Origin of the sequence: Exiguobacterium sp. SH1S1 (assembly GCF_004337245.1) — a bacterium.
GTDB lineage: Bacteria > Bacillota > Bacilli > Exiguobacteriales > Exiguobacteriaceae > Exiguobacterium > Exiguobacterium aurantiacum_A.
This window is the reverse complement of the sequence record NZ_SJUZ01000001.1, coordinates 39,075-60,810: the sequence shown is the minus strand read 5'-3', so window position 1 is coordinate 60,810 and position 21,736 is coordinate 39,075. Positions and strand designations below refer to the sequence as shown.

At 54.0% G+C, this 21,736-nt stretch carries 25 protein-coding genes, 1 tRNA gene and 2 riboswitches; of the genes, 14 read left to right on the top strand and 12 right to left on the bottom strand.

What is annotated here, in order from left to right:
• The first annotated feature begins 32 nt into the window (after positions 1-32).
• A complete protein-coding gene (locus EVJ23_RS00330) occupies positions 33-1,022 on the top strand; it encodes a sodium:calcium antiporter (protein WP_070327186.1) in 990 nt (329 codons plus the stop codon).
• 110 nt (positions 1,023-1,132) lie between these two features.
• On the top strand, positions 1,133-2,194 hold the full coding sequence (locus tag EVJ23_RS00325) for a bifunctional glycosyltransferase family 2/GtrA family protein (RefSeq protein WP_131463586.1): 1,062 nt from the start codon (positions 1,133-1,135) through the stop codon (positions 2,192-2,194).
• Between the two features lie 27 nt (positions 2,195-2,221).
• Here EVJ23_RS00325 and EVJ23_RS00320 read toward each other — a convergent pair whose 3' ends face one another.
• From EVJ23_RS00320 to EVJ23_RS00310, 3 genes are all read right to left on the bottom strand, one after another.
• Positions 2,222-2,788 (bottom strand): 3'-5' exonuclease, encoded by a 567-nt coding sequence (locus EVJ23_RS00320; protein ID WP_131463585.1) that lies wholly within the window; start codon positions 2,786-2,788, stop codon positions 2,222-2,224.
• A gap of 67 nt (positions 2,789-2,855) precedes the next feature.
• Positions 2,856-3,188 (bottom strand): four-helix bundle copper-binding protein, encoded by a 333-nt coding sequence (locus EVJ23_RS00315; protein WP_131463583.1) that lies wholly within the window; start codon positions 3,186-3,188, stop codon positions 2,856-2,858.
• A 115-nt stretch (positions 3,189-3,303) separates the two neighbouring features.
• Positions 3,304-3,376 (bottom strand) — tRNA-Ala (locus EVJ23_RS00310).
• Positions 3,377-3,520: 144 nt separating this feature from the next.
• Between EVJ23_RS00310 and EVJ23_RS00305 the strand changes: the two genes are divergently transcribed.
• Positions 3,521-4,384, top strand: a complete 864-nt coding sequence (locus EVJ23_RS00305; protein ID WP_070327190.1) for a GRP family sugar transporter — start codon at positions 3,521-3,523, stop codon at positions 4,382-4,384.
• 29 nt (positions 4,385-4,413) lie between these two features.
• On the opposite strand, the gene msrA is transcribed toward EVJ23_RS00305, so the two are convergent.
• Together msrA and EVJ23_RS15250 are read right to left on the bottom strand one after the other, a co-directional pair.
• Complete coding sequence (gene msrA / locus EVJ23_RS00300) at positions 4,414-4,932, bottom strand: peptide-methionine (S)-S-oxide reductase MsrA (RefSeq protein WP_131463580.1); 519 nt, start codon at positions 4,930-4,932, stop codon at positions 4,414-4,416.
• 61 nt (positions 4,933-4,993) lie between these two features.
• Positions 4,994-5,093, bottom strand: a riboswitch (SAM riboswitch).
• 44 nt (positions 5,094-5,137) lie between these two features.
• Complete coding sequence (locus tag EVJ23_RS15250; protein ID WP_173647367.1) at positions 5,138-5,299, bottom strand: hypothetical protein; 162 nt, start codon at positions 5,297-5,299, stop codon at positions 5,138-5,140.
• 120 nt (positions 5,300-5,419) lie between these two features.
• Here EVJ23_RS15250 and EVJ23_RS00295 point away from each other — a divergent pair, with 120 nt between their 5' ends.
• From EVJ23_RS00295 to EVJ23_RS00250, 9 genes are all read left to right on the top strand, one after another.
• The gene (locus EVJ23_RS00295) at positions 5,420-6,814 is read left to right on the top strand and encodes an amidase family protein (protein WP_131463578.1); all 1,395 of its coding nucleotides are present in this window, start codon (positions 5,420-5,422) and stop codon (positions 6,812-6,814) included.
• A gap of 69 nt (positions 6,815-6,883) precedes the next feature.
• Positions 6,884-7,945, top strand: coding sequence for a dual-specificity RNA methyltransferase RlmN (gene rlmN, locus EVJ23_RS00290; RefSeq protein ID WP_016509033.1), 1,062 nt, complete (start codon positions 6,884-6,886; stop codon positions 7,943-7,945).
• Between the two features lie 163 nt (positions 7,946-8,108).
• Positions 8,109-8,990 (top strand): SMP-30/gluconolactonase/LRE family protein, encoded by an 882-nt coding sequence (locus EVJ23_RS00285; protein WP_070327194.1) that lies wholly within the window; start codon positions 8,109-8,111, stop codon positions 8,988-8,990.
• 12 nt (positions 8,991-9,002) lie between these two features.
• Positions 9,003-9,269, top strand: a complete 267-nt coding sequence (locus EVJ23_RS00280) for a hypothetical protein (RefSeq protein ID WP_131463576.1) — start codon at positions 9,003-9,005, stop codon at positions 9,267-9,269.
• Positions 9,270-9,604: 335 nt separating this feature from the next.
• Positions 9,605-10,798, top strand: coding sequence for a GTP-binding protein (locus tag EVJ23_RS00270; protein ID WP_070327195.1), 1,194 nt, complete (start codon positions 9,605-9,607; stop codon positions 10,796-10,798).
• 65 nt (positions 10,799-10,863) lie between these two features.
• A riboswitch (TPP riboswitch) is annotated at positions 10,864-10,964 on the top strand.
• Positions 10,965-11,043: 79 nt separating this feature from the next.
• Complete coding sequence (locus tag EVJ23_RS00265; RefSeq protein ID WP_201739208.1) at positions 11,044-11,637, top strand: YkoF family thiamine/hydroxymethylpyrimidine-binding protein; 594 nt, start codon at positions 11,044-11,046, stop codon at positions 11,635-11,637.
• Positions 11,630-12,205 (top strand): ECF transporter S component, encoded by a 576-nt coding sequence (locus EVJ23_RS00260; protein ID WP_070327197.1) that lies wholly within the window; start codon positions 11,630-11,632, stop codon positions 12,203-12,205. The genes EVJ23_RS00265 and EVJ23_RS00260 overlap by 8 nt, the downstream gene beginning before the upstream one ends.
• A complete protein-coding gene (locus EVJ23_RS00255) occupies positions 12,198-13,526 on the top strand; it encodes an ABC transporter ATP-binding protein (RefSeq protein ID WP_161566995.1) in 1,329 nt (442 codons plus the stop codon). The genes EVJ23_RS00260 and EVJ23_RS00255 overlap by 8 nt, the downstream gene beginning before the upstream one ends.
• Positions 13,526-14,263 carry an energy-coupling factor transporter transmembrane component T family protein gene (locus EVJ23_RS00250; RefSeq protein ID WP_131463568.1) on the top strand — a complete coding sequence of 246 codons (738 nt, stop codon included), beginning with the start codon at positions 13,526-13,528 and terminating at the stop codon, positions 14,261-14,263. The genes EVJ23_RS00255 and EVJ23_RS00250 overlap by 1 nt, the downstream gene beginning before the upstream one ends.
• Before the next feature lie 13 nt (positions 14,264-14,276).
• Here EVJ23_RS00250 and EVJ23_RS00245 read toward each other — a convergent pair whose 3' ends face one another.
• Together EVJ23_RS00245 and EVJ23_RS00240 are read right to left on the bottom strand one after the other, a co-directional pair.
• On the bottom strand, positions 14,277-14,864 hold the full coding sequence (locus EVJ23_RS00245; RefSeq protein ID WP_131463566.1) for a DUF1643 domain-containing protein: 588 nt from the start codon (positions 14,862-14,864) through the stop codon (positions 14,277-14,279).
• 33 nt (positions 14,865-14,897) lie between these two features.
• Positions 14,898-15,581, bottom strand: coding sequence for a lysozyme family protein (locus EVJ23_RS00240; RefSeq protein ID WP_236633715.1), 684 nt, complete (start codon positions 15,579-15,581; stop codon positions 14,898-14,900).
• Positions 15,582-15,668: 87 nt separating this feature from the next.
• Here EVJ23_RS00240 and EVJ23_RS00235 point away from each other — a divergent pair, with 87 nt between their 5' ends.
• A complete protein-coding gene (locus tag EVJ23_RS00235; RefSeq protein WP_131458005.1) occupies positions 15,669-16,367 on the top strand; it encodes a CPBP family intramembrane glutamic endopeptidase in 699 nt (232 codons plus the stop codon).
• Here EVJ23_RS00235 and EVJ23_RS00230 read toward each other — a convergent pair.
• Positions 16,345-17,223 (bottom strand): alpha/beta hydrolase, encoded by an 879-nt coding sequence (locus EVJ23_RS00230; RefSeq protein ID WP_070327201.1) that lies wholly within the window; start codon positions 17,221-17,223, stop codon positions 16,345-16,347. The genes EVJ23_RS00235 and EVJ23_RS00230 overlap by 23 nt on opposite strands.
• Positions 17,224-17,394: 171 nt before the next feature.
• Here EVJ23_RS00230 and EVJ23_RS00225 point away from each other — a divergent pair, with 171 nt between their 5' ends.
• Positions 17,395-17,814: a hypothetical protein gene (locus EVJ23_RS00225; protein WP_131463564.1), complete on the top strand. Its 420-nt coding sequence runs from the start codon at positions 17,395-17,397 to the stop codon at positions 17,812-17,814.
• Positions 17,815-17,991: 177 nt separating this feature from the next.
• Here the strand turns inward: EVJ23_RS00225 and EVJ23_RS00220 are convergent, their stop codons facing one another.
• The 4 genes from EVJ23_RS00220 to EVJ23_RS00205 all read right to left on the bottom strand — a co-directional run bounded on the left by EVJ23_RS00220 (position 17,992) and on the right by EVJ23_RS00205 (position 21,712).
• Complete coding sequence (locus EVJ23_RS00220) at positions 17,992-18,627, bottom strand: ABC transporter ATP-binding protein (protein WP_131463562.1); 636 nt, start codon at positions 18,625-18,627, stop codon at positions 17,992-17,994.
• The gene (locus tag EVJ23_RS00215; protein WP_131463560.1) at positions 18,624-19,628 is read right to left on the bottom strand and encodes an ABC transporter permease; all 1,005 of its coding nucleotides are present in this window, start codon (positions 19,626-19,628) and stop codon (positions 18,624-18,626) included. Before EVJ23_RS00215 ends, EVJ23_RS00220 begins: the two co-directional genes overlap by 4 nt.
• Before the next feature lie 66 nt (positions 19,629-19,694).
• A complete protein-coding gene (locus EVJ23_RS00210; RefSeq protein ID WP_131463558.1) occupies positions 19,695-21,050 on the bottom strand; it encodes a sensor histidine kinase in 1,356 nt (451 codons plus the stop codon).
• Positions 21,047-21,712, bottom strand: a complete 666-nt coding sequence (locus EVJ23_RS00205; RefSeq protein WP_131463556.1) for a response regulator transcription factor — start codon at positions 21,710-21,712, stop codon at positions 21,047-21,049. The genes EVJ23_RS00210 and EVJ23_RS00205 overlap by 4 nt, the downstream gene beginning before the upstream one ends.
• Positions 21,713-21,736: the final 24 nt, after the last annotated feature.

Below are 21,736 nucleotides of genomic sequence, written 5' to 3'. Positions count from 1 at the left end.
TTTGAATTCATGAAAAGGGGAGAAAAATTTACATGGTATTTATTTACTTTATTTTGGCCGCTGCGATTACAGTGTATGCTGCCATAAAATTATCGACGTACGCTGATGTCATCAGTGAGAAGTCGACGATGAGCGGGATGCTCGTCGGGACGGTCTTGCTTGCAGGTGCGACGTCACTTCCGGAAGTGACGACGAGCGTATCCGCCGTCTTGATCAACAACCCGGATATCGCGATCGGGAACATGCTCGGTTCGAACTTGTTCAACATCTTCATTTTGGCGATGTTCGATCTATTTTATCGTCAAAAGCGACTGTTCAATGACGCAAGTCGAGACCACCTGTATACGGCCAGTCTCGGATTGATGTTGACGCTCGTCACGATGATCGCGCTCATCGTCCGGATTGATTATACGGTACTAGGCATTGGCATTGACGCGATATTAATTGCCGTCTTGTATGCGATTGGGATTTACTATATCGGGAAGCGGCCTCAAGAACCGACGGCCGAACGAGAAGTCGAGCAAGAAGTCGGTGCGAGCGTGACTGATACGATTTCAGTGAAACAAGCCGGCGTCGGGTTTGTTATCGCGGCACTCGTCATCATGGCGGCCGGGACGGCGCTGTCGATCACGGGTGACCAGATTGCTGTCGTCACAGGGCTCGGTTCAAGCTTCGTCGGTAGTTTCTTGATTGCGGCGTCGACGTCGCTGCCTGAAGCGGTCGCGGTATTCGTCGCCTTGAAACTCGGTAACGTCAACTTGGCGTTCGGCTCGATCTTAGGGAGCAACATCTTCAACATGCTCATCATCGCCATGTCGGACGTATTTTATCAGAACGGGTCGATTTTAGCGGATGTGTCGGCATCACACTTGGTCACGGCGATCGGGATCACGATTCTGTCGATCTTGGTCATGTACAGCGTCCTTCGCAAAGACGTGACATCGAAAGTCAGATACGCCCTTCCTTCGATTCTCGTCGTCTTCGTCTACGCCGTTTCTTCATATCTCATCTTTACCGGATGAATCATCAGCTCGTCTGTTTGACGTGATGGCGCAAAGCCATCACGTTTTTTTCTTGTCTCGGTATCACTTTCGTCTGACTGGGGTATAAGAGGAAAGAAGGAGGGGTGGCGATGCAAATGCATGCCGTGGAACGTTTAGACGACTATGTCGTATTAATACCGGCCTATAACCCTGATCAAGCGCTCGTCACACTGGTCCAGGAGTTGAAGGACAAAGGGTTCGTCCATGTCATCGTCGTGAACGACGGCAGTGCCGATACGTGCCGTGCCGTGTTTGATGACGTAAAGGCGGACGTCTCCGCTGTGCTCGAGCATGAACAAAATGCCGGCAAAGGCGCAGCGCTAAAGACCGGGCTCCGCCACATCGTCGATGCGTACCCGGAGACGACCGGCGTGATCACCGTCGATGCGGACGGACAACATCTGCCGGCGGACGTCCGTAACCTGTACGATGAAGGGGTGAAGTGGCCGCATCATCTGATCATGGGTTGTCGTGATTTCTCGTCGCCTGCGATTCCGTTCCGGAGCCGGTTCGGCAATCAAATGACGAGATTTGTCATGTTGCTCGGCAGCGGTCTCCGTCTGAACGACACACAGACCGGACTGCGGGCGATTCCGCTCCGCTATGCCAAGCAACTGATCGATATTCCGGGCAACCGCTATGAGTTCGAGATGAACATGTTGACGTTCACGAAACGATTGCAAGTACCGATTCATCAAACACCGATCGAAACGGTATACGTTGACGAGAACGCGTCTTCACATTTTCGTCCAGTCATCGATTCGATTCTCATTTATCGAATGTTTTTGGCCTATTCTTTATCATCAGTCGCTTCATTCTTAATGGACATCGGCGTTTACGCGTTGTTGATTTTCTTATTGAATCCATGGTTCGAATCAGTCCATGTCATCGTGGCGACGGTTTTGGCGCGAATCGTGTCTTCGTTATTCAATTATTACGTCAACCGGAAAGTCGTCTTCAAATCGAAAGCGAAGCGCTCGATGTTGAAATACTTTGGGCTGGTCGCTGTGCAGATGGCGCTGTCGGCGAGTCTCGTCTACGTGTTGTTCCTGCTGTTCCGGGACGGCGAGGTCATCCTCAAGGTCGCCGTCGACAGTGTGTTGTTCGTATTGAGTTACTACGTCCAAAAGAGATGGATCTTCAAACGCTAAAAGGCCCGACAGCTGTCGGGCCTTTCGTCAATAAGCGAGCGTTCCGAGTTTGACCGACGTGTAGCGGTGCAACTCGCGCACGTCGGTGATCCCGGTCTTGATCATCATGTCGCGCATGAGCAGGGCGCAGACGCGGGCGTCCTCGGCGGCATCGTGGTGGATGAACGGGACGTTCAAATGCTCGGCCATCGTGTTCAACTTATGGTTCGGTAGCCCCGGGTATAGCTTGCGGGACAACTTAACGGTGCAGCCGTATTCAATCGTCGGGAAAGTGAACAAGTCGTACTTGGCGATCGCTTTACGGAGCGCACCCATGTCAAACGCGGCGTTATGGGCTATGACGACGTCGACGGCGTTCAGTGTCGGATAGAGCTGTTCGAGCACTTCGGGCAATGCCGGGGCGTCCCAGACGTCGCTCGGGCGAATCCCGTGGACGCGAATGTTACCTTGGTCAAAGTCTTCCTCAGGATTGACGAGCAATTGGTTCGTCTCGACGACTTCACCGTCTGTAAGTAAACTCCAACCGACAGAGCAGATGCTCCGACTGTCGCGATTGGCCGTCTCGACGTCGATTGCTAGAATAGAATGTGGCATAAAAGTTCCTCTCTTCGTTAAAAATCTGTACAAAAAAAGTCTAACACAAGGTTAGACTGGAAAGCGATCATGCGGCCGAGAGGTGCCGACACGCCTCGGCGCAGCGCAAGCACGCCTCAGAGCAACGTTGGCAATGGTCGTATAAGTGACGCCCGCATTCGACGGCACACGTATCACACACTTGCGCGCAGAGCGCCGCGATCGGTCTTGTGAACGCAGAGTCGGTTTCGAGCGCGTTCAAGGTGAGTGTGGCGACTTCGGCACATTCTTTCGTCAACCGGATACATTCCGAGACCATCAGCAGGTCTTCTTCTTGTAAACATTTCGAGAAGCAATGGTTGCTCGCCCGGATACAATCGATCACGGCCAAAATCGTCTCTTCGACAGAGGCTCGGTTCATTGGAAGTCCCCCTTAAGATAAATGATGTCTTACAATCATTACCCGGTTCGTGTCGACTTAAACCGAGGCGGGGACACAAAAAAGCCGGCCCACATCAGTGGACCGACTTAAGGAATGGAGCATAGCGGGCTCGAACCGCTGACCTCCACGCTGCCAGCGTGGCGCTCTCCCAGCTGAGCTAATGCCCCGTTGGAAATTATTATATCATTCTAATAAATGATTTGGCAACAAGAAAAACGAAAGAAGTTTGAAAATCATTTTTTTGAAGTTTAATGAGCGCTAGAGCCGGGAAGAATAGACAGAATGTTATATTAAGAAAGCAGGTGCAACGTATGGAGATGATTTTGCTAGCGCTACTGCCCGCACTCATGTGGGGGAGTATCCCGCTTATCGTATCTATTGTCGGCGGCAAGCCGATTCAACAATTGATCGGCACGACGATCGGCGCGATGGTGATGGCGGTTGTCATCGCGCTCGTCTTCAAACCAGAGTTCACGACGCTCGCGATCGTGACTGGTTTCATTTCGGGTGTGTTCTGGGCGCTCGGACAGTACCTTCAGTTCCAGTCGTTCCAAATTTTAAGCGTCTCGAAAGCGATGCCGATCAGTACAGGGATGCAGCTTGTCGGGACATCACTGTTCGGAGTCATCGTTCTCGGTGACTGGAAGACATCGACCGAGCTATGGCTCGGCTTCTCGGCCCTCGTTTTGATCATCATCGGGGCCGTCATGACGTCATATCAACAAAATAAAGAATCTGACAGCAGTAGTGCTTTGAAAAAAGGGCTCCTCGTGCTCCTCGTTTCGAGCATCGGTTACGTGACGTATGCCGTCCTCACCAACTACTTTGAAGTCGACGGCATCACCGCCATCCTACCGCAGTCGCTCGGGATGTTCATCGCCGCGCTCTTGTTCAGTCTTCGTGAAAAAGATGTGAAAAAATTTGATCCGAAGACGTTCAAGAACATCTTCGCCGGGCTTGCCTGGGGCATCGGGAATTTCGGGTTGTTCGTCTCGAGCGGAGAAGTCGGCATCGCCACGTCGTTCGCCTTGTCTCAACTGAACGTCGTCGTCGCGACACTCGGTGGCATTTACTTGTTAAAAGAAGAAAAGACGTCGAAAGAACGTGTCTTCGTCTTTATGGGGATCGGTCTGATCGTGGTCGCTGGATTCATGCTCGGGCTCGCCAAGAGCTAAAAAAACGACGGGCATGGGGCCCGTCGTTGTCAGCTTGTCCACGTCTGGTCGATGAACTCGTCACGGCCAGATTGTTTCCGGTCCGCTTTATAGTGGGCCGGATTTTTTTTATGATAATCTTGATGATAGTCTTCGGCCGGGTAAAAGACGTCAGCCGGTAAGATTTTCGTCACGATCGGTTGTTTGAACTTTCCGCTCGCGGCGAGCGCGTCGCGACTCTGTTCTGCCGCCACGCGTTGCTCTTCCGTATGATAGAAGATGGCGGGCGCGTATTGTTGCCCGCGGTCTTGGAACTGGCCGCCGTCGTCGGTCGGATCAGTCTGAATCCAATACAATTCGAGCAGGCGCTCATATGAGAATTGAGAAGGATCGAACGTGATCTCGACGACCTCGTAGTGACCACTCGTGCCTGTCTTGACGTCTTTATACGTCGGATTGTTAACGTGTCCGCCTGTATAACCGGATACGATTCCTTCGATTCCTGGCTGTTCCTCGAACGGTGTCACCATGCACCAAAAACAACCACCTGCGAATGTAGCTTTTTCCAAAATAAAATCCCCCTCATGTTCATTCCAAAAAAACGCCCATGTCATCGACATGAGCGTTTTGTCATATCGTCCAAGGCGATGCCTTGCTGGAAGTAGCACCTTGCCGAAGTAGGTTGCTGTGAAGTCGTAGAGCCAGGTCTCTCGTTCACTCAAGATATCGATATGTAGTTGGTGACAGCATCATATCATCTGTCTCGTTTAAACGTCAACGATTTGGTGTGCGCCGAAGTTGAAATAGCGTGGCACCAACAATCAAGATAATGAGGGCGATGGACGCAGGGAATGCCCACGGCAAATCATCCCCGAACAATTGTAGAAAGAACAGGGCGAACACGGACAGTAAAACAAGGATGTAAGAGCGGGACATGGCTACCTCCAATAACGTTTCTTCTAGTGTAACAAGTTGCACATCCAATGGCGATAAAAACAAGGAGATTCGATGCATTCAGCGAATACCGAATAACATTGCCTATAAGGAGGGAATTGGATGCAAGACTTATTTGAACTAGACATCGAGACCGCACAGCGCGGATATAAAGAAGGGACGTTCACGGCCCGGGACGTGACGGCCTACTATTTGACACGGATCGCTAGCTTGAACGATAAACTGAAAGCGGTCATCCAAGTGAACCCGGACGCGTTGTTCGAGGCTGAGGCGGCTGACCGTGCCTACCGACGCGGAGACCGGCTGCCACTCCTCGGTATTCCCGTTTTACTCAAGGACAACATCGAGACGGCGGGACTCATGAGGACTACTGCCGGCGCCGTGGCGCTCGAGCATCACTTTGCGGGTCGTGACGCTGAACTCGTCCGTCGCCTCCGTGAGCACGGGGCGGTCATTCTCGGCAAAGCCAATTTATCGGAATGGGCCAATTTTTTGACTGAGGACATGCCGAACGGATGGAGCGGGGTCGGTGGCCAGACGCTCAATCCGTATGGTGACAATCTCGACGTCGGCGGTTCGAGTTCTGGTTCGGCGTCAGCGGTCGCTGCGAACTTGACGATGCTCGCTGTCGGCAGCGAGACGAGCGGGTCGATCATCCACCCGAGCGTCCATAACGGCATCGTCGGCATCAAACCGACGGTCGGGCTCATCAGCCGGAGTGGGATCATCCCGATTTCGCGGTCGCAAGATACGGCCGGTCCGATGGCGCGGACGCTCCGCGACGCGGTGCTCGCACTAGAAGCGATGTGCGGGGAAGACGACTCGGACCCGGCGACGACACATCTACCGGCCGGTCCACCGTACCGGACGTGTCTCGACGAACGTCAAGCCGTCGGCATGCGCGTCGGTTTCGTGAAGGCGGAACTGTCGGATGAAGAACAGACGCTCTATCAAGCGGCGCTGGCGTTACTCAAAGCGAGCGGGGTCGAGCTCGTCGAAGTCGACCTGCCGTCAAACGACGGACTTGACCAAGGCGACGTCCTCTACCATGAGTTCAAGCTCGGGATCGAGGCGTATTTGGCGACGACAGCGCTCCCGTATGAAACGCTCAAGGACTTGATGGACTGGAACAAGCTTCACCCGGAAACGATCCCGCACGGACAAGTTACGTTCGAGAAAGCGAATCAGTTATCAGGGCGTTTGACCGAGTCGAGCTACCTCGAGCGACGCTTAGCCGACGTCCGGCACGCGAAAACTGACGGCCTCGATCGTTTATTGATGGAACAAACGCTTCACGCCCTGGCGTTGCCACACGACTTGAATTACGATATGGCGGCGAAGGCAGGGCACCCGACGGTCACGATCCCATACAAGCTCAAACAGAGCGGGGCACCTTTCGGGCTGTCATTCACGGGTACGAGCTATGCGGAACGAGACCTCATCCGTATCGCCTACGCGTTCGAACGCCACGTGACGCGTCCGATCCCGCCTATGTAAGAACGTTGCACCTGTCGCTCACGTCCGCTACAATGGTACGTATGCGGATTGAAGAAAGGACAGATTACAATGAAATCATCTATATATGGGCTGACATTTGATCAGCTGTCGGACGCTTGCGTATCTTGGGGATACAGTGCCTACCACGCCAGACAAATATGGGACTCGCTTTACATCGACCGTGTCAGACGGCTCGACGAGATCGCGGTTCGTCCCGAAGTTCGCGAACAGCTTGAGGCGAACTATGCGCTGACGACACAAGAACTGTTCGTCAAACAAGAAGCGGGTGACGGCACGGTCAAATTCTTACTTAAACTGCACGACGGGCATTATATCGAAACGGTGCTCATGCGCCATAAGTATGGACGTTCCGTCTGTGTGACGACACAAGTCGGGTGCAACATCGGCTGTAGTTTCTGTGCGAGCGGCCTCTTGAAAAAAACACGCGACTTGACGGCGGGTGAGGTCGTCGAACAAATCATGACCGTTCAACACTATTTAGACGAGGTCGGTGAAGATGACCGCGTCAGCCACATCGTCGTCATGGGAATCGGGGAGCCATTCGATAACTTTGATAACTTGGTCGACTTCCTCCGTGTCGTCAAAGACGAGCGCGGTCTCGCGATCGCTCCTCGTAAAATCAACGTCTCGACGAGTGGGCTCGCCGACAAGATCTACAAGTTCGCCGACCTTGACCTGCGCATCAACTTGGCCCTCTCGCTGCACGCGCCGAACGATGCGCTGCGGACGAGAATCATGAAGATCAACCGGGCGTTCCCGCTCGATAAACTGATGCCGGCGATCCGCTACTACGTCGAGAAGACGAATAAACGGATCACGTTCGAGTACATCTTGCTCTCGAAAGTGAACGATTTGCCGGAACATGCCGAAGAACTCGCGGCGTTGATCGATGACATCAAAGACAAGTCTTACGTCAACTTGATCCCATACAACCCGGTCAACGAGCACATCCAGTACGAACGGAGTACGACCGAGGACATCATGGCGTTTTACGACGTTTTGAAAAAACGGGGCATCAATACGGGCGTGCGTCTCGAGCACGGGACCGATATCGATGCGGCGTGCGGCCAATTACGCAGTAAACAAATGAACGTCGAAGGCGCCAAATAAACGAACGCTCCGAATCGAAACCGATTCGGAGCGTTTTTATCGTGCCCGGGCGTATAATGCGTCAGACGAGAAATATCTTTAAACATTTTTGTGAATGATGAATAGTCCTTACCCCCTCAGGGAATAGTCTTTTGATATCAAAGCAGAGAGTGGAGGCAATTCAATGGAGACAGTAAACGCTACGTTATGGATTCGAGTCAGAAACACGCTCGGGGAAGGGCCTTGCTGGGACGCTGAACTGAAGCGGTTCTACTGGGTCGATATCGAAGGGCACGCGCTCTGGTGGTACGATGAGAAAGAAGATGAATTATCTTCGTTTGATATGGGACAGCAGGTCGGGTTTGTCGTCCCTAAAGTGACCGACGGCGTGATCGTCGGATTGAAGGATGGTATCTATGAGTGGGATGAAACGTCGAAACAACTCGATAAACTCGTCGAACTTGATGACCCGGAAGGTGTCCTTCGCTTCAACGATGGGAAAGCCGACCCGTACGGTCGTGTCTTCGCCGGGACGCTCCACTTAAAAGACGAGTCTGAGCAGGCGACGTTGTTCCGCTTGAACCGCGACGGCACGACCGAGGTCATGTTGAGCGGATTGACGTTATCGAACGGGTTGACGTGGTCACCTGACCATACGTCGTTTTACCATATCGATACGCCGACCGAGACGGTTCGCAAGTTCCCGTTCGATTTGAAAACGGGCACGCTCGGGGAAGGTGAGGTCGTCATTGATTTCAAGAATGAGGACGGGTTCCCGGACGGCATGACGTCGGATGAAGACGGCTTTTTATGGATTGCCCACTTTGCAGGCGGGCGCGTCACGCGGTGGAATCCGGAGACGGGTGAAAAAGTGCTTGAAGTCATCGTCCCGGCGCCGAACGTCACGTCGTGTAGTTTTATCGGGGATGACTTAAAACAATTGGCGATCACGACAGCACGGGAAGGCATGGACGACGAGGCGCTCGCCGCTCATCCGGATGCGGGTTCGGTCTTCAAGATCGATACGGACGTGAAAGGGATGCCACTTTATCGGTTTGGACGTTAAGGAGGGACGGCTATGGTGAAGCGATTGCTCGTGCGAGCGGGAATCGGATTGGCACTAGCGGCGGTGGCTCGGGTCGGGATTCAAAAGTTATTGGACGACCGGGCCCGGAAAGAAGACCATACGTATCTTGAACCAAAGTGGGACGAGACGCCGAGTGTGGATGCCGATAAGGATGATGACGAGGTCGGATTGACGCAACTCGATTCGATTTACCGGGCCGAGTGGCAGGCGAACACGTATCCTCGCTCCGAGGCGGAACGGAAAGCGTTAGAAGAATAACTGGTACGAAGAACATATCCAGAGCTTTTTCTTCGGCCGTCGGGGCCTCAGAAAAAGACAAATGGCCGCTAGATGGCGACCGTTTGCGTTGCTCGTTCGATGGCGCCCCGACTCCTGCAGGAAAGCAAACCAACGGAGACCCAGCAGCGACGTGAGTCGCGATGCGGCTCCGGGATTGCCTGCGGAAAGCGTGGGCGCTGGAAGGACGAGCGATAACAATCATGTTAGTCAACAAGAAAACACGCTCCTTTTGAGCGTGTTTTTTTGTTGACAACGGACGTGATCCCGTTCATTATCTAAAAAGTAATGATTACGATTTAAAGGTGGTATACATCATGAAACGAATTCCGATCACAGTCTTGTCCGGATATTTAGGAAGTGGCAAGACGACGTTGCTCAATCATATGTTGAACAATCGGGATGGTAAAAAATATGCCGTCATCGTCAACGATATGAGCGAGCTGAACATCGATGAGCGATTGATTGACGGAGCAGGTTTTTCACGGACGGACGAGAAGTTGGTGGAGCTGTCTAACGGCTGCATCTGCTGCACGTTGCGAGAAGATTTACTCGAGGCGGTCAGCGAGATTGCGAACGACCGACAGCTCGACGGCATCATCATCGAGTCGTCAGGTATCTCGGAACCGATCCCGGTCGCGCAGACGTTTACATATGCGGATGACGCCTTGGGTATCGACTTGACGAGCCGTGTGTATGTTGACGCGATGGTGACGGTCGTCGACGCATATCGATTTTTAAAAGACTTCAACTCAGGCGAATCGCTGCATGAACGGAAACAGGCTGTCGACACGGGTGACGTCCGGGAAGTCGTCGACTTGCTCGTCGATCAAGTCGAGTTTGCCGACATCATCGTCCTCAACAAGGCGGACCGGGTCACGGAACCGGAACTGCACGAGATCGAAAGTCTGTTGCGCGCGTTAAACCCGGCGGCGCGACTTTTGACAAGTACGTACGGGAACGTATTGTTGTCCGACCTGTTAGACGTGAACTTGTTCGACTTCGACCAGGCGATGCATGCCGCCGGATGGATCCAAGAGCTCGAGACAGACGACCATACCCCTGAAACCGAAGAGTACGGCATCAGTTCGTTCGTCTATCGCCGCCGCCGTCCGTTCCACCCGGAGCGTTTACATGCGTGGATCGAACAGTTCCCGGAAGAAGTCGTCCGGGCGAAAGGTTTTTTATGGATCGCCTCACGGAACGACATCGCTTGCCTGTTCTCCCAAGCGGGGTACGCGTCGACGCTCGAACATGCCGGCCGTTGGCTCGCGACGCTTCCTGACGCGGAACGAAAGCAGATGTTCGCCGCCGAACCAGAGCTTGAGGCCGATTACATCGAGCCGTACGGCGACCGCCAGACGGAGCTCGTCTTGATCGGTCACCGAATGGACCGCGTGCGCGTCGAGCTTGAACTTGACGCCTGTCTACTGTCAGACGAAGAGATGGCGTCAGACTGGACAACGTTACGGGATACGCTTCCAGGAAACGGAATCGCGACGTTTTCATGATTTAACCGTTTACAATTCAGAATCGAACGGCTATACTTTTGCTTGCATGAACAACCGCATACATTGGACTACACTAGGGGTGCTTCGGCTGAGATGTGAGCATGGCTCCAATCCCTTATAACTCGATCCAGGTAATACTGGCGTGAGGAAGTGTGGCACTTTTTCTGATGGATTGATGATTGGATAAGTGGCCGCATTCTCATGGATGCGGCTTTTTTGTGTAACCAAATAAAGGGGGAATCATCATGAATCAACAATGTGGAACGAGCCCGATCGTCGGGTTCCGCTTTACGCTAAGCCCGATGACGTCAGAGTTCATACCGGTCATCAAAGGAGCACTCAAAGAAACTGATTTAAGCAACGTCTGGAGGCACACGGACGATGTGTCGACCGTGATTCGCGGTCGGGCCGAGCACGTGTTTGACGTCGCGAAAGCAGTCTTGTCACACGCAACGAAGACAGGGACCCACGTCTCGATGAGTGGAACGTTCTCGGCCGGATGTCCGGGTGACACAGCCGGGGACAATCTGCTCGACGTATCGAGTGAACCTGTGAACGGGCGGGTAGGTGCGCAATACGTCTCTTCACAGTTCGCGCTCTACCCGCTCGGTGATGATGATTACATGGACATCATCTATGAAGAGATCGATTTCGCGAAAGAACGGGGTGTGTTCAATGACGCGATGCATTATGCCTCAGGAATTCACGGAGACATCGAGCCGGTGTTCGCGTTTTATGAGGCGACGTTCAACCGTGTTCGCGAGAAGTCGAGCCACGTCGTCATGTCGGTCACGTTCAGTGTGAACAGTCCGTCACACGAGGGACGCATCGATGCTTAACTCATGGAAGTTGAAAGAAATCGTCTTGTTGTCGATTTTATCGGTCGTCTTTGCCGTCGTCTATTTGGCGTTCGTCCATGTGGGGAACTTGTGGGCCGGCTTGATCGGGCCGATCGCCTATGAATGGATTTTTGGGATTTGGTTCATCGTCTCGATTATTACCGCCTACATCATTCGAAAGCCAGGCGCCGCCTTTTTGTCGGAAGTGCTCGCAGCGTCGATCGAGATGATGATCGGCAATGCGATCGGTCCGCGCATCATCCTCGTCGGCATCATTCAAGGACTCGGCGCCGAAGCGGCGTTCGCACTAACCGGGTATAAGCGGTATGACTTGTGGGTGCTCATGCTCGCCGGATTCGGTGCGGCAGTGACGAGTTTCGCATATACGTACGTCATGGGAGGTCTCAGCGCGCTCAGTCCGACGTACGTGGCTTTGATGTTCGCACTACGGGCGACGAGCGGGATGCTCATCGCAGGGATCGGCGGGAAGATTTTGAGCGACTTGTTGCTTCGAACGGGTGCGCTAGAAGGGTATGCCGTCACCCGGCAGAGGAAGGCACATGGTTGAGACCGAGCGTCTGGCGTTTCGTTTCCCGGGAGAAGAACGCGACGTATTGACAGATATCACACTTCGTCTTAAGGACGGCAGGACGCTCATCACCGGGGCGAGCGGGTCGGGGAAGTCGACTTTGTTCGCCTTGTTCAATCGGCTCTACCCGGACAACTGTGATGGGATTGTGACGGGGCGATTGCATCTATTCGGTCGGTCCTATGCCACGTATCGGCCTGGCGAGGTGAATCGCCGCGTCGGGACGGTGTTTCAAGACCCGGACAGCCAGTTCGTCATGCAGACGGTAGAGGAAGAGCTGATTTTCACGCTCGAAAACTTTTCGGTCGCCCGAAGCGAGATGATGGACCGTGTCTCAGCGATTTTGCACGAGTTACATTTGTCCGATTATCGCCACCGCACCATCCATGATTTATCAGGGGGCGAGAAGCAGCAAATCGCCGTCGCCTGTGCCTTGATCGGATGTCCGGAATGGCTCTTACTCGACGAGCCGCTCTCACACCTCGACCCGGCGACGGCACGTCGGTTCGTTCGCTGGCTCGACAAGTCCGCACGGAACGTCAATATCGTCGTCATCGAGCATCGTCCGTACATGTGGGGCGACTTCTTTGACCGGCACCTGGAACTCGTGAACGGAAGGATCGCAGGCGATGGATCGTTCGTCGTTCAACCGGATTATACATTTACGCCGATTGAAACGACACGGGGCACAAACACATTATTTCAGATACCGAAAGTGAATCACAAAAAGTTTCAACTTGCAGCGAGCAAAATCGCAGTGGCCCCCGGGGATGTGATCGCCATCCTCGGTCGGAACGGCAGCGGCAAATCGACGTGGCTAAAAAGCCTGGCGCGGCATCACCGTGAAGTCGGGCTCGTCCCGCAATCCCCGGCGCATTTGTTTGTGACGAGTGACGTGTCGCGGGAACTAGCGTATGGACATAACCGTTCAATCGAGGACATGTTGGCACGCCTCGGGCTTGAACGTCTGCGTGACGCCCATCCACTCTCACTCAGTCACGGTCAAAAACGGAGACTCGCCATCGGGGTGATGCTTCTGTCGGGTAAACAACTGCTCGCGTTTGATGAACCGACGGCCGGTCAAGACGAGGCATCACTTCGAGCGCTCCATGCATTGATGGCTGAACGAGTCCGTGCGGGGCAGACGGTCTTGTTCGTAACGCACGATCTCAGTTTCGCCCGTGCCGCGAGCACGTATTATTTGATGAGTGACGGGAACTTGAGTGGGCCGTACGATGCGTCGATTTGGGACGACTCGGACTTATTGCGGGCCCACGGACTGTTGACGGAGGCGTTTTGATGACGTTTCACGAGATGAACCCGACAATCAAGTTCTTGACCGTGACGTGTCTCATGTTCGGTCTCGCCTTCGTGTACAACCCGTGGACTCCGCTCGTCGTCTTCTTCGGCACAATCGCCCTCCAATTCATCTTTTCCGACGTGAGCTGGAAGCGATGGGGACTGTTCATGATCCCATTTTTACTGACCGCGCTCGGGACGCTTTGGACGACGCTCGTCTTCGGCAGAGAGGCGAGCGGGCAAGTCATGTTCTCGCTCTTCGGCAATGATGTCACCGAGGAGAACGTGTTGTTGGCGGCGACACTTTCGCTTCGGGTCCTCGCCTTTACGGTCCTGTCGCTTCTGTTCACGCTGACGACGGACCCGAAGCGGTTCGTCTACAGTCTGATGCAGCAGGCGAGATTGTCTCCGAACATCGCCTATAGCGTCTTCGTCGGCTTTCGCTTTTTCCCGATTTTAAAGATCGAACTGATGCAGCTCTATGAAACGCATGCCTTACGTGGCGTGCGCCTCGACACCCGGATCGATCACGTGCGGCACATCCCGAAACTCCTAATCCCGCTTCTTGCCGGCGCTATCCGTCAAGCCGAGCGGATCGCGTTCTCGATGGAGGCTCGGGGATTTACGGGTGAACATCGTTCCACGTACGAGGTGATTCCGGTCACGCGAAACGATTTTCTGTTGGCGTCACTCTTGTTCACGCTGTTCGGAGTAAGTGTATGGATCGGCGTGCGATAAAAAACAGGACGACTCATTTCGAGTCGTCCTGTTTTGTCTCTTTCAAGATCTTAAATTTCGGTTTGATCGATTCGTTATTGAACGCTTCGAGTACCGTATTTTCATTGGCCATGCGAATTTGTTGCGGTTCGCCTTTTGACGTCGTACCGATACAATACATGCTCGCCTCGTGCTCGGCGAATAACGTCTTGTACAGTGTGGAATGGTGCATGAGGCGCCCAGGCGAACCCCAACCGACGATGATCATGCCGCCGCTCGTCTCGACCTCGTCGAGCGTCTCTTCCACGTAATGAAAGTTCACTTCGTCGAGTTGAGACTCGACGTAGGGTAGGTTGTCATTGATGGCGAGCGTCGGGACGAGACTGATGACGCGCATCTCGCGGATCGGTTTGTCCAAATGGTTCCGCATGAGCATGTAGGCGCGTTGAGTCGTCGTACCAGATAAAAATGCATCGCTCATCCGTGGAGAATAGATGATGACGGCACAAATCACCCCATCGACGACGTCGGTGAATTCATACGTTCGCATGTAACGCTTTGTCTTGTCTTCGTTAAATATCGATTTGACTCGAATCGTCACTTCCTCGATATGCGTGTTCATGTTGTTTCCTCACTTTAACCAAGTAGTGCCGGGTCATGCCCAGCCTGCGAACCAATCGAGATACCGGATCGTATACCGGGCGACCTGCTGCGTCGTCGTCGTCGCGTCACCAGGCAGTAAAGACAGCTCGTCCTGATACTGCTCATAAAAGGACATGACGTCTGACACGTACTGGTCACTCCGGTTGTATTCAAAGATGGCGTTTTGAATCGAGTCGACTGAATCAGTCGTCTGCCCGCCGTGCTCGCTCAAATAGTAAGCGGCGGCATGGGCCGAGTCGACCAAACTATGAGGGTCGGCCTTGCCGTCATCATCCCCGTCTCGGCCTAAGCCGCCGTACTGCTCAATCAGCGTCAAGTCGGTCAAATCGACTTCGTCTTCCGGGACATCACCTTTTTGGTCATCCGTATCGTACTGCCAACCGAGCCACGTCCGCGGCATAAATTGGAACGGTCCGATCGCGCCGACCGAAGAGCGCATCGATGAACTGTGCGAGAAGATCGTCTCGACACGGTGGACGGCGGCGAGTAGCCGCCAATCGACGTCATAGGTGGCCGCGGCTTCCTTGTAGACGTTTTGGTGGACCGCCGGGATACCGTGGTCACCGTAATAGGCCCGGTAGAGGGCGTTGTTCACTTTATCATGTTGACCAAACCAGCCGATTGCGCCGAGGCACAGCACGATCACAAGCATTACGCCGGTCAGTCGCAGCATCATTCGTTTCAAGATTCCGCCTCCTAGCTTTCTAGACAATACCCGAATAGTGTAGCATATAGCTAACAGGAAGGACAGGAGAGGATATAGATGCTTGAACAGGTCGTCTTTACGATTATTCTTGCGTATTTATTGATCGTACAACTATTCAACGCCCGGCTCGTGAAGCCGATGATCGAGGCGCTCGGGAGAACCCGTGTCTATGAAGAGACGATCAAGTCGGCATGGGGGCTGAGCCTGCTCTTACTAGCGCTCGTCTTCTTGTTCCAAGTCCCGCCGGAAGCGGTCGGTCTCGGGTTCGCGCCGCCGGATGGGGACGGGCGCGCCTGGCAGTATTTCTTCTTTTCGACCATAGTCATCTCAGGTCTCATCGCGTTCTATTTGCTCGTCAAGACGTCGGCCGCGTTACGGACAAAGCTTCGGCCGTTTTACGGGCTTGAGATTGAACGATTGCTCCTTCCGCGCACGACCGACGAAGCGAGGGCGTGGGGCGCAGTATCGTTCACGGCCGGGGCGACCGAAGAGTTCATATTCCGCGGCGTCCTCTTGTATACGATTTCTTTATACACGGACGTCCCGGATGCGACGCTCGCCATCATCGGGGGCGGGCTGTTCGGTCTGGCCCATGCGTACCAGGGTCCGAAAGGGGTTGTCACGACGGGCCTTGTCGGTTTCCTGTTCGGCTATTTATATTTGGCGATGGGAATGCTGTGGCCGTTGATCCTCATCCATACGTTGCTCGACTTGATCGCCGGGCCGATTCACGTCACCGACGCAAAAACTGACTGACAGCGTTCTCGTAGGCAGGTTGGTCTTTTAAGATACAATTCGTATGCTCGGCGCCGTGAATGAGTGCGAGCGCGTTCTGGCGGTTGAGTGCGTTCATCTCGACGGACATCCAGGTCGGGACAAAGTCGTCTTTCGTGCCATGGATGAACAGCACCGGTGCAGTGATTGATGCGAGCGCTACTTTCGGTCGGACTTGCCGCATCGTGAACCGGGCCCGACTCCACAAGAAGTAATTGATGCCGGGCAACAACAAGTCACCCGGTAAGCGATGTAGCACGTTCAATTGGTGACGCATGAGTTGCCTCATGTCATCGAACGGGCACTCGGCGATCAAAAAATCCACATCAGTGAGCGGGCCGGCCTGAAGAATCGTCGCGGCGCCCATCGATACGCCGTGGAGCCCGACTTGATCGACCGTCTCATGGTCGCGTAACCACTCGACCCAGTCGACGATGTCATGTTTCTCGTGGTATCCGTACGAGGCGTACACCCCTTCCGACTCTCCGTGTGAGCGCAAGTCGACCGCAAGCAAGTTATAGCCGAGCCGGTGGAACATCGCCAAGTGCGGTGCCATAAAGCTGTGGGAGGCCGTGTAACCGTGGACAAAAACAATCCACTTTTTATGATTATTGTTCCGATAGACCCGGCCATACAGACGGTAGCCGTCACGGGAACGGAGGGAGACGTGCTCGAACGGCACGTCGTGATAAAAGGATTGATCTTCTTTCGTATAGGGTGCTAAGAGCATCTCGGGCGTCTTACGTTTTCCGCGAGTCATCCGCTTGAACGCGTAATAACTGACGGCGTAATAGCCTGTGAACAAAGTCGCGAGACCGTACTTCCATTTTTTCTGCATATAAAACCGCTCCCTTCTCCATTATTGTACCCGAAACGAATCGTTTCGTTCACGTTCGAGTTACTAATGTCCGAGCATATGTGACCGAATTGTCTATGGAAGTGTGAACAAGGATATTTGCCCCGTGAGTCGTTTGACATTATGCTGAAACGGCAGAAAAGAAGGAGGCGGATGAACGTGACGCGTGAAGCGATGTATCGGATGATTCAAGCTTGTTTAATGGGGCGGACGGATTACGTGACCGAAGAGGGGATCAGCATCTATCAGCGGGGGACGCACGAGACCACACATTTGTCGCCTGTACTCGATGCGTTGATCGAATGTTACTTGACCGGGACAACTCGCAGCATTCATCTGTCGCTACATACGCTCGCGATAACCGCGGGCGTCAAACCAGATGAGGCGATGCGGGCGCTCCTGGCGTTATCCGACGTCTTCCTCGTCTCACACCATATCGAAGAGAGGCTTCTGAAGATTCAACAGATTGACATCGATGTGATGCGGACGTTATCCGTTCATATCACGTTCAGCGCCTGGTTGTCCTATCATCTCGACCTCATCCGTCATCCGGAAAGGCATCGGGTCGGTTGATGAAAACTTCAACACGCTGCCATAGATACTGAAAGAAGAGGAGCGTCATCCCCTCCGGGTCGGCGCTCCTCTTCTCATAATCAGTTAAAGTTCTATAGTCTCCTCAATCAGAAGCGGGGTGTCCCGATGCTAGCGCCCCCGATTAAGCGAGTAGTGTGCAAGCATGCGACATACATGTTACAGCGTTTCGAGCTGACCGTCTCGTAAACGGAGAACTCGGTCGCACACATCAAGCATGCGCTCATCGTGGGTGATGACGATCACTCGTTTGTTCCGTTCATGCGCCGCTGCGGCGAGACGCTCCATAACGAGGCGGCCATTCGTATAATCGAGACTTGCTGTTGGTTCATCAGCCAACAGGAGTTTTGGGTCATTGATGAGCGCGCGGGCCACAGCGACCCGTTGCCGTTCGCCGCCGGAGAGGCGATTCGGCAACTCGTTCAATCGATGGCCGAGTCCGAAATCTGTCAACAGCTGTTTCGCGTCGCCGTCTGTGTCACTTTCCGCCTGAATGAGTGCAAGTTGTTCAATGACCGTCAAATACGGGACGAGGTGGGCGTCTTGAAAGACGAACCCGATCTCATTGAGGCGTAACTTCCGTCTCGCTTCTTCGTCTAGTGTAAATACATCGACCGTATCGAGATAGAGTGTCCCGGCATCCGGCTGTTTCAATAACCCGAGAATTTGCAGGAGCGTACTCTTCCCGCTACCGCTCGGTCCGACGATCCCGATGCACTCACCAGGAGAGACGGTCAAGTCGATCCCAGACAAAATCGGTTGTTCATATGCGTGATAAATGCCAGTCAGTTTCATGTCATTCGACCTCCTAAGGCGTCAGCTGCGTCGAGCCGGCGTAGTGTTTGTAGTGGCAAGATCGTCCCAAGGAGCGAGATGAGGACGAAGAGTGCGCTAAAGAGCATCACGTTCGCAAGCTCAAATTGAAATGGAATCGCTTCTGGGACGATACGTGTCGACAGCCATGTGATCAGTGACGCGACGCCGCTCGCGAAGACGACGGTGACGAACACTTGGCTGACGAGCGCTGTGCCGATCGAACGTGTCCGAATGCCGATTGCTTTTAAAATCCCGAGCTCTGGCAACTTTTGTAGCGTCACCATATAGAAGAATGCTGTCAAGATGAATGCGCCGATTACTAATAGAAAACCGCGCATCATATCGAACGTGCCTTGTTCGGCCGAATAGCCAGGAACGGACTCGATGATTTCTTGTTTCGTGTACGCGGAGAGGGACGTGTCGCCTTCTCCAAGTAAAGCAGACACGTAAGTCGGACCACCGGCCGCCTGTTGATAGGCGGCCCATGTCTCCATCGTCGTCCAGACGACCGGGGCGTGGCTGAACCGTCCATCCGTCACGCCGGCGATGGTGAAGCGATACCCACTCGTGAAATCTTCGACCGTATCTCCAACGACAAATGTCTCAAGAAAACTCGGGTCGACGAGCACTTCCCCGACTTCGAGGTCGAGTGACGGTCCAATCGACGAATCGGCCGGCAAGGCGAAAACGGTCGCATCGACTTTCGTCTCGTTCACGAACGTGAGCGGTTTGACTGCAAGGGGTGTCAAACCGTCCGTTGGCGCTTGTTCGATGAACGATCGCGTCAATTGACCTTCCGCGTCAGCGGACAAGTGAAACGTGTCTGTATCAAGTTCACGTACGGTCGCACCGTTATCGTAAGCGAGCCCATCGGCGAGTCCGGTGATCAGCGTCGTCAACAAGACGATGAGCAGCGTGATCACAAAAATGAGCGAGAACCTCCGTTTTTGACGCCACATTTCTTTCAGTCCTAACTCCATAAAAAAACCTCCTTCATGTCGATGAAGGAAGCATAGCTGACGAACATGAACGGAATATGAACAAACCTACAAGCGAACGATAAAGACGCTGCCACGCCCGAGCTCTGAAGTGACGAGGAGCTCCCCGCCGTGCAAGCGGACGATGTCATTCGCGATCGCGAGCCCGAGTCCGGTGCCGCGACTCGTCCGGGACAGATCGGCTTTATAGAAGCGTTCGAACAAGCGAACCTTTGTCGCATCGTCCATACCGACACCTTCGTCTTGGATCGAGACGGTCGGACGTGTCTCCTCGTAGGCCCGGATCGTGATCATCCCGCCCTCATGTGAGGCATGAATCGCATTGGACAACAAGTTGGACCAAACTTGCGACAACAAGACGGGGTCGCCCGTGACGACGAGCGACGCATCGAGATCCGTCGTGACAGCGACTCCTTTTTGATCGAGTTCGAACGCGTGCATGCGAATCACGTCTTCGATGGAGCGGCCAATCGCGACCTCGGTCTGGAGAGACACGTTGGCCTCATCTAGACGGGCGAGCATCAACAGCTGTTTGGTCAACCCTGACAGACGTTCCGTCTCATTCCGGATGATCGTCGCATATTCTTTCGCCTCGCCTGTCGACTGATCGGCCAGAATACTCGCGTAGCCTGTGAGCGAAGTGAGCGGTGATTGGAATTCGTGCGATACGTTCGAGACGAACCGTCGCCGTTCACCTTCTGACTTTTCGAGTGAATCGACCATGAGGGCGAAACGACGTGCGAGCGTACCGATCTCATCATGACGATTGAGCGGGAGCGAGCTCGGGCGCTCTCCGGAGGCGACAGAGCTCGTCGCAGCCGTGAGGATCTTAAGCGGCCGGACGAGCAGCGTGGTCGCCAAGGCGATCAAGATGAAAGCCGAAGCGGTCAGAACGGCGAAAAATAGTCCGACGAACAGATGAAGCTCACGAATTTGGGCACTCAAGTCCGGACGTAGGAAGACGGCATCATCCCCGTCAGCCCCTGCGACGTTGAAGCCGTACGTATTGATGACCTCGTTATCGAACAGACCGAGCAAAAACAAGTGGAACGGGTAATCGCGCATCCCTTCATAGGCGATGCCCGAGCGGACCGCATCGATCGTTTCGTCATCGATCGTCTCGTCTCGGAACGTTCCACCGTAACGCATGATGCGATCGTCAGGTTTGACGACGAACAGTTGGTAGCCGCTTTGAGCGAGCAACGAATAAAATGCGGTCTCGTCCTGATCGGTATGATTGTCAAAGTAGCCGCGCGCGGAACTTGCCATCTGTTCAGTCTTCGCGCTGTACGATGGCTGCCACCACGTGTAATAGGCGACGTTACTGACGAGCAGGGCGATGGCACCCGACAAGAGTAAAATCATGAACACGGTCACGACGATTCGCGAATAGAGCGATCTCATGGCTTCACCTCGAGCGTGTAGCCGATGCCCCGGACGGTTCGGATCATGACGGTCTCATCAGGTAGGCGGCTACGGAGCCGTTTGATGTGGACGTCGATCGTCCGGTCGTCGCCGTCAAACTCTAACCCCCACACGTTCTCGATCAGCTCGTCGCGACTGAACACGCGTCCCGGAAAGGCAGCGAGCTGGTACAACAGCTCAAATTCGCGTTTTGGCAGGTGAATCGTCTCTTGATTGAAGGTGAGGCGACATTCCCGGAGATTTAACGTGAGCGGCCCGGCCTTGATCAATGAGGCGGCGACTTTTTCATACCGTTTGGCCACGGCTTGAAGCCGGAATAATAGTTCTTCCGGAATGAACGGTTTTGTCATGTAGTCATCGGCGCCATGCTCGAACCCGCTCCGTTTGTCTTCCCATTCCCCGAGCGCCGTCAGCAAGATGACGGGGATGTCCACGAGCTCCTTCAAGCGATGACACAACTGTCGCCCGTCCATCCCGGGCAACATGATGTCGATGACGGCGGCGTCGGCCGGGTTCGATAAAAACAATTGCTCGGCCGCGTGTCCGTCCATGGCGACCGACACGTGATGTCCGGCCTGCCGCAGCGTCCCTTCAATGAGGCGCAAGATGGCCGGGTCGTCTTCTACGATCAATACGTGCATATCCCTCTTCCTTTCCATATGGCG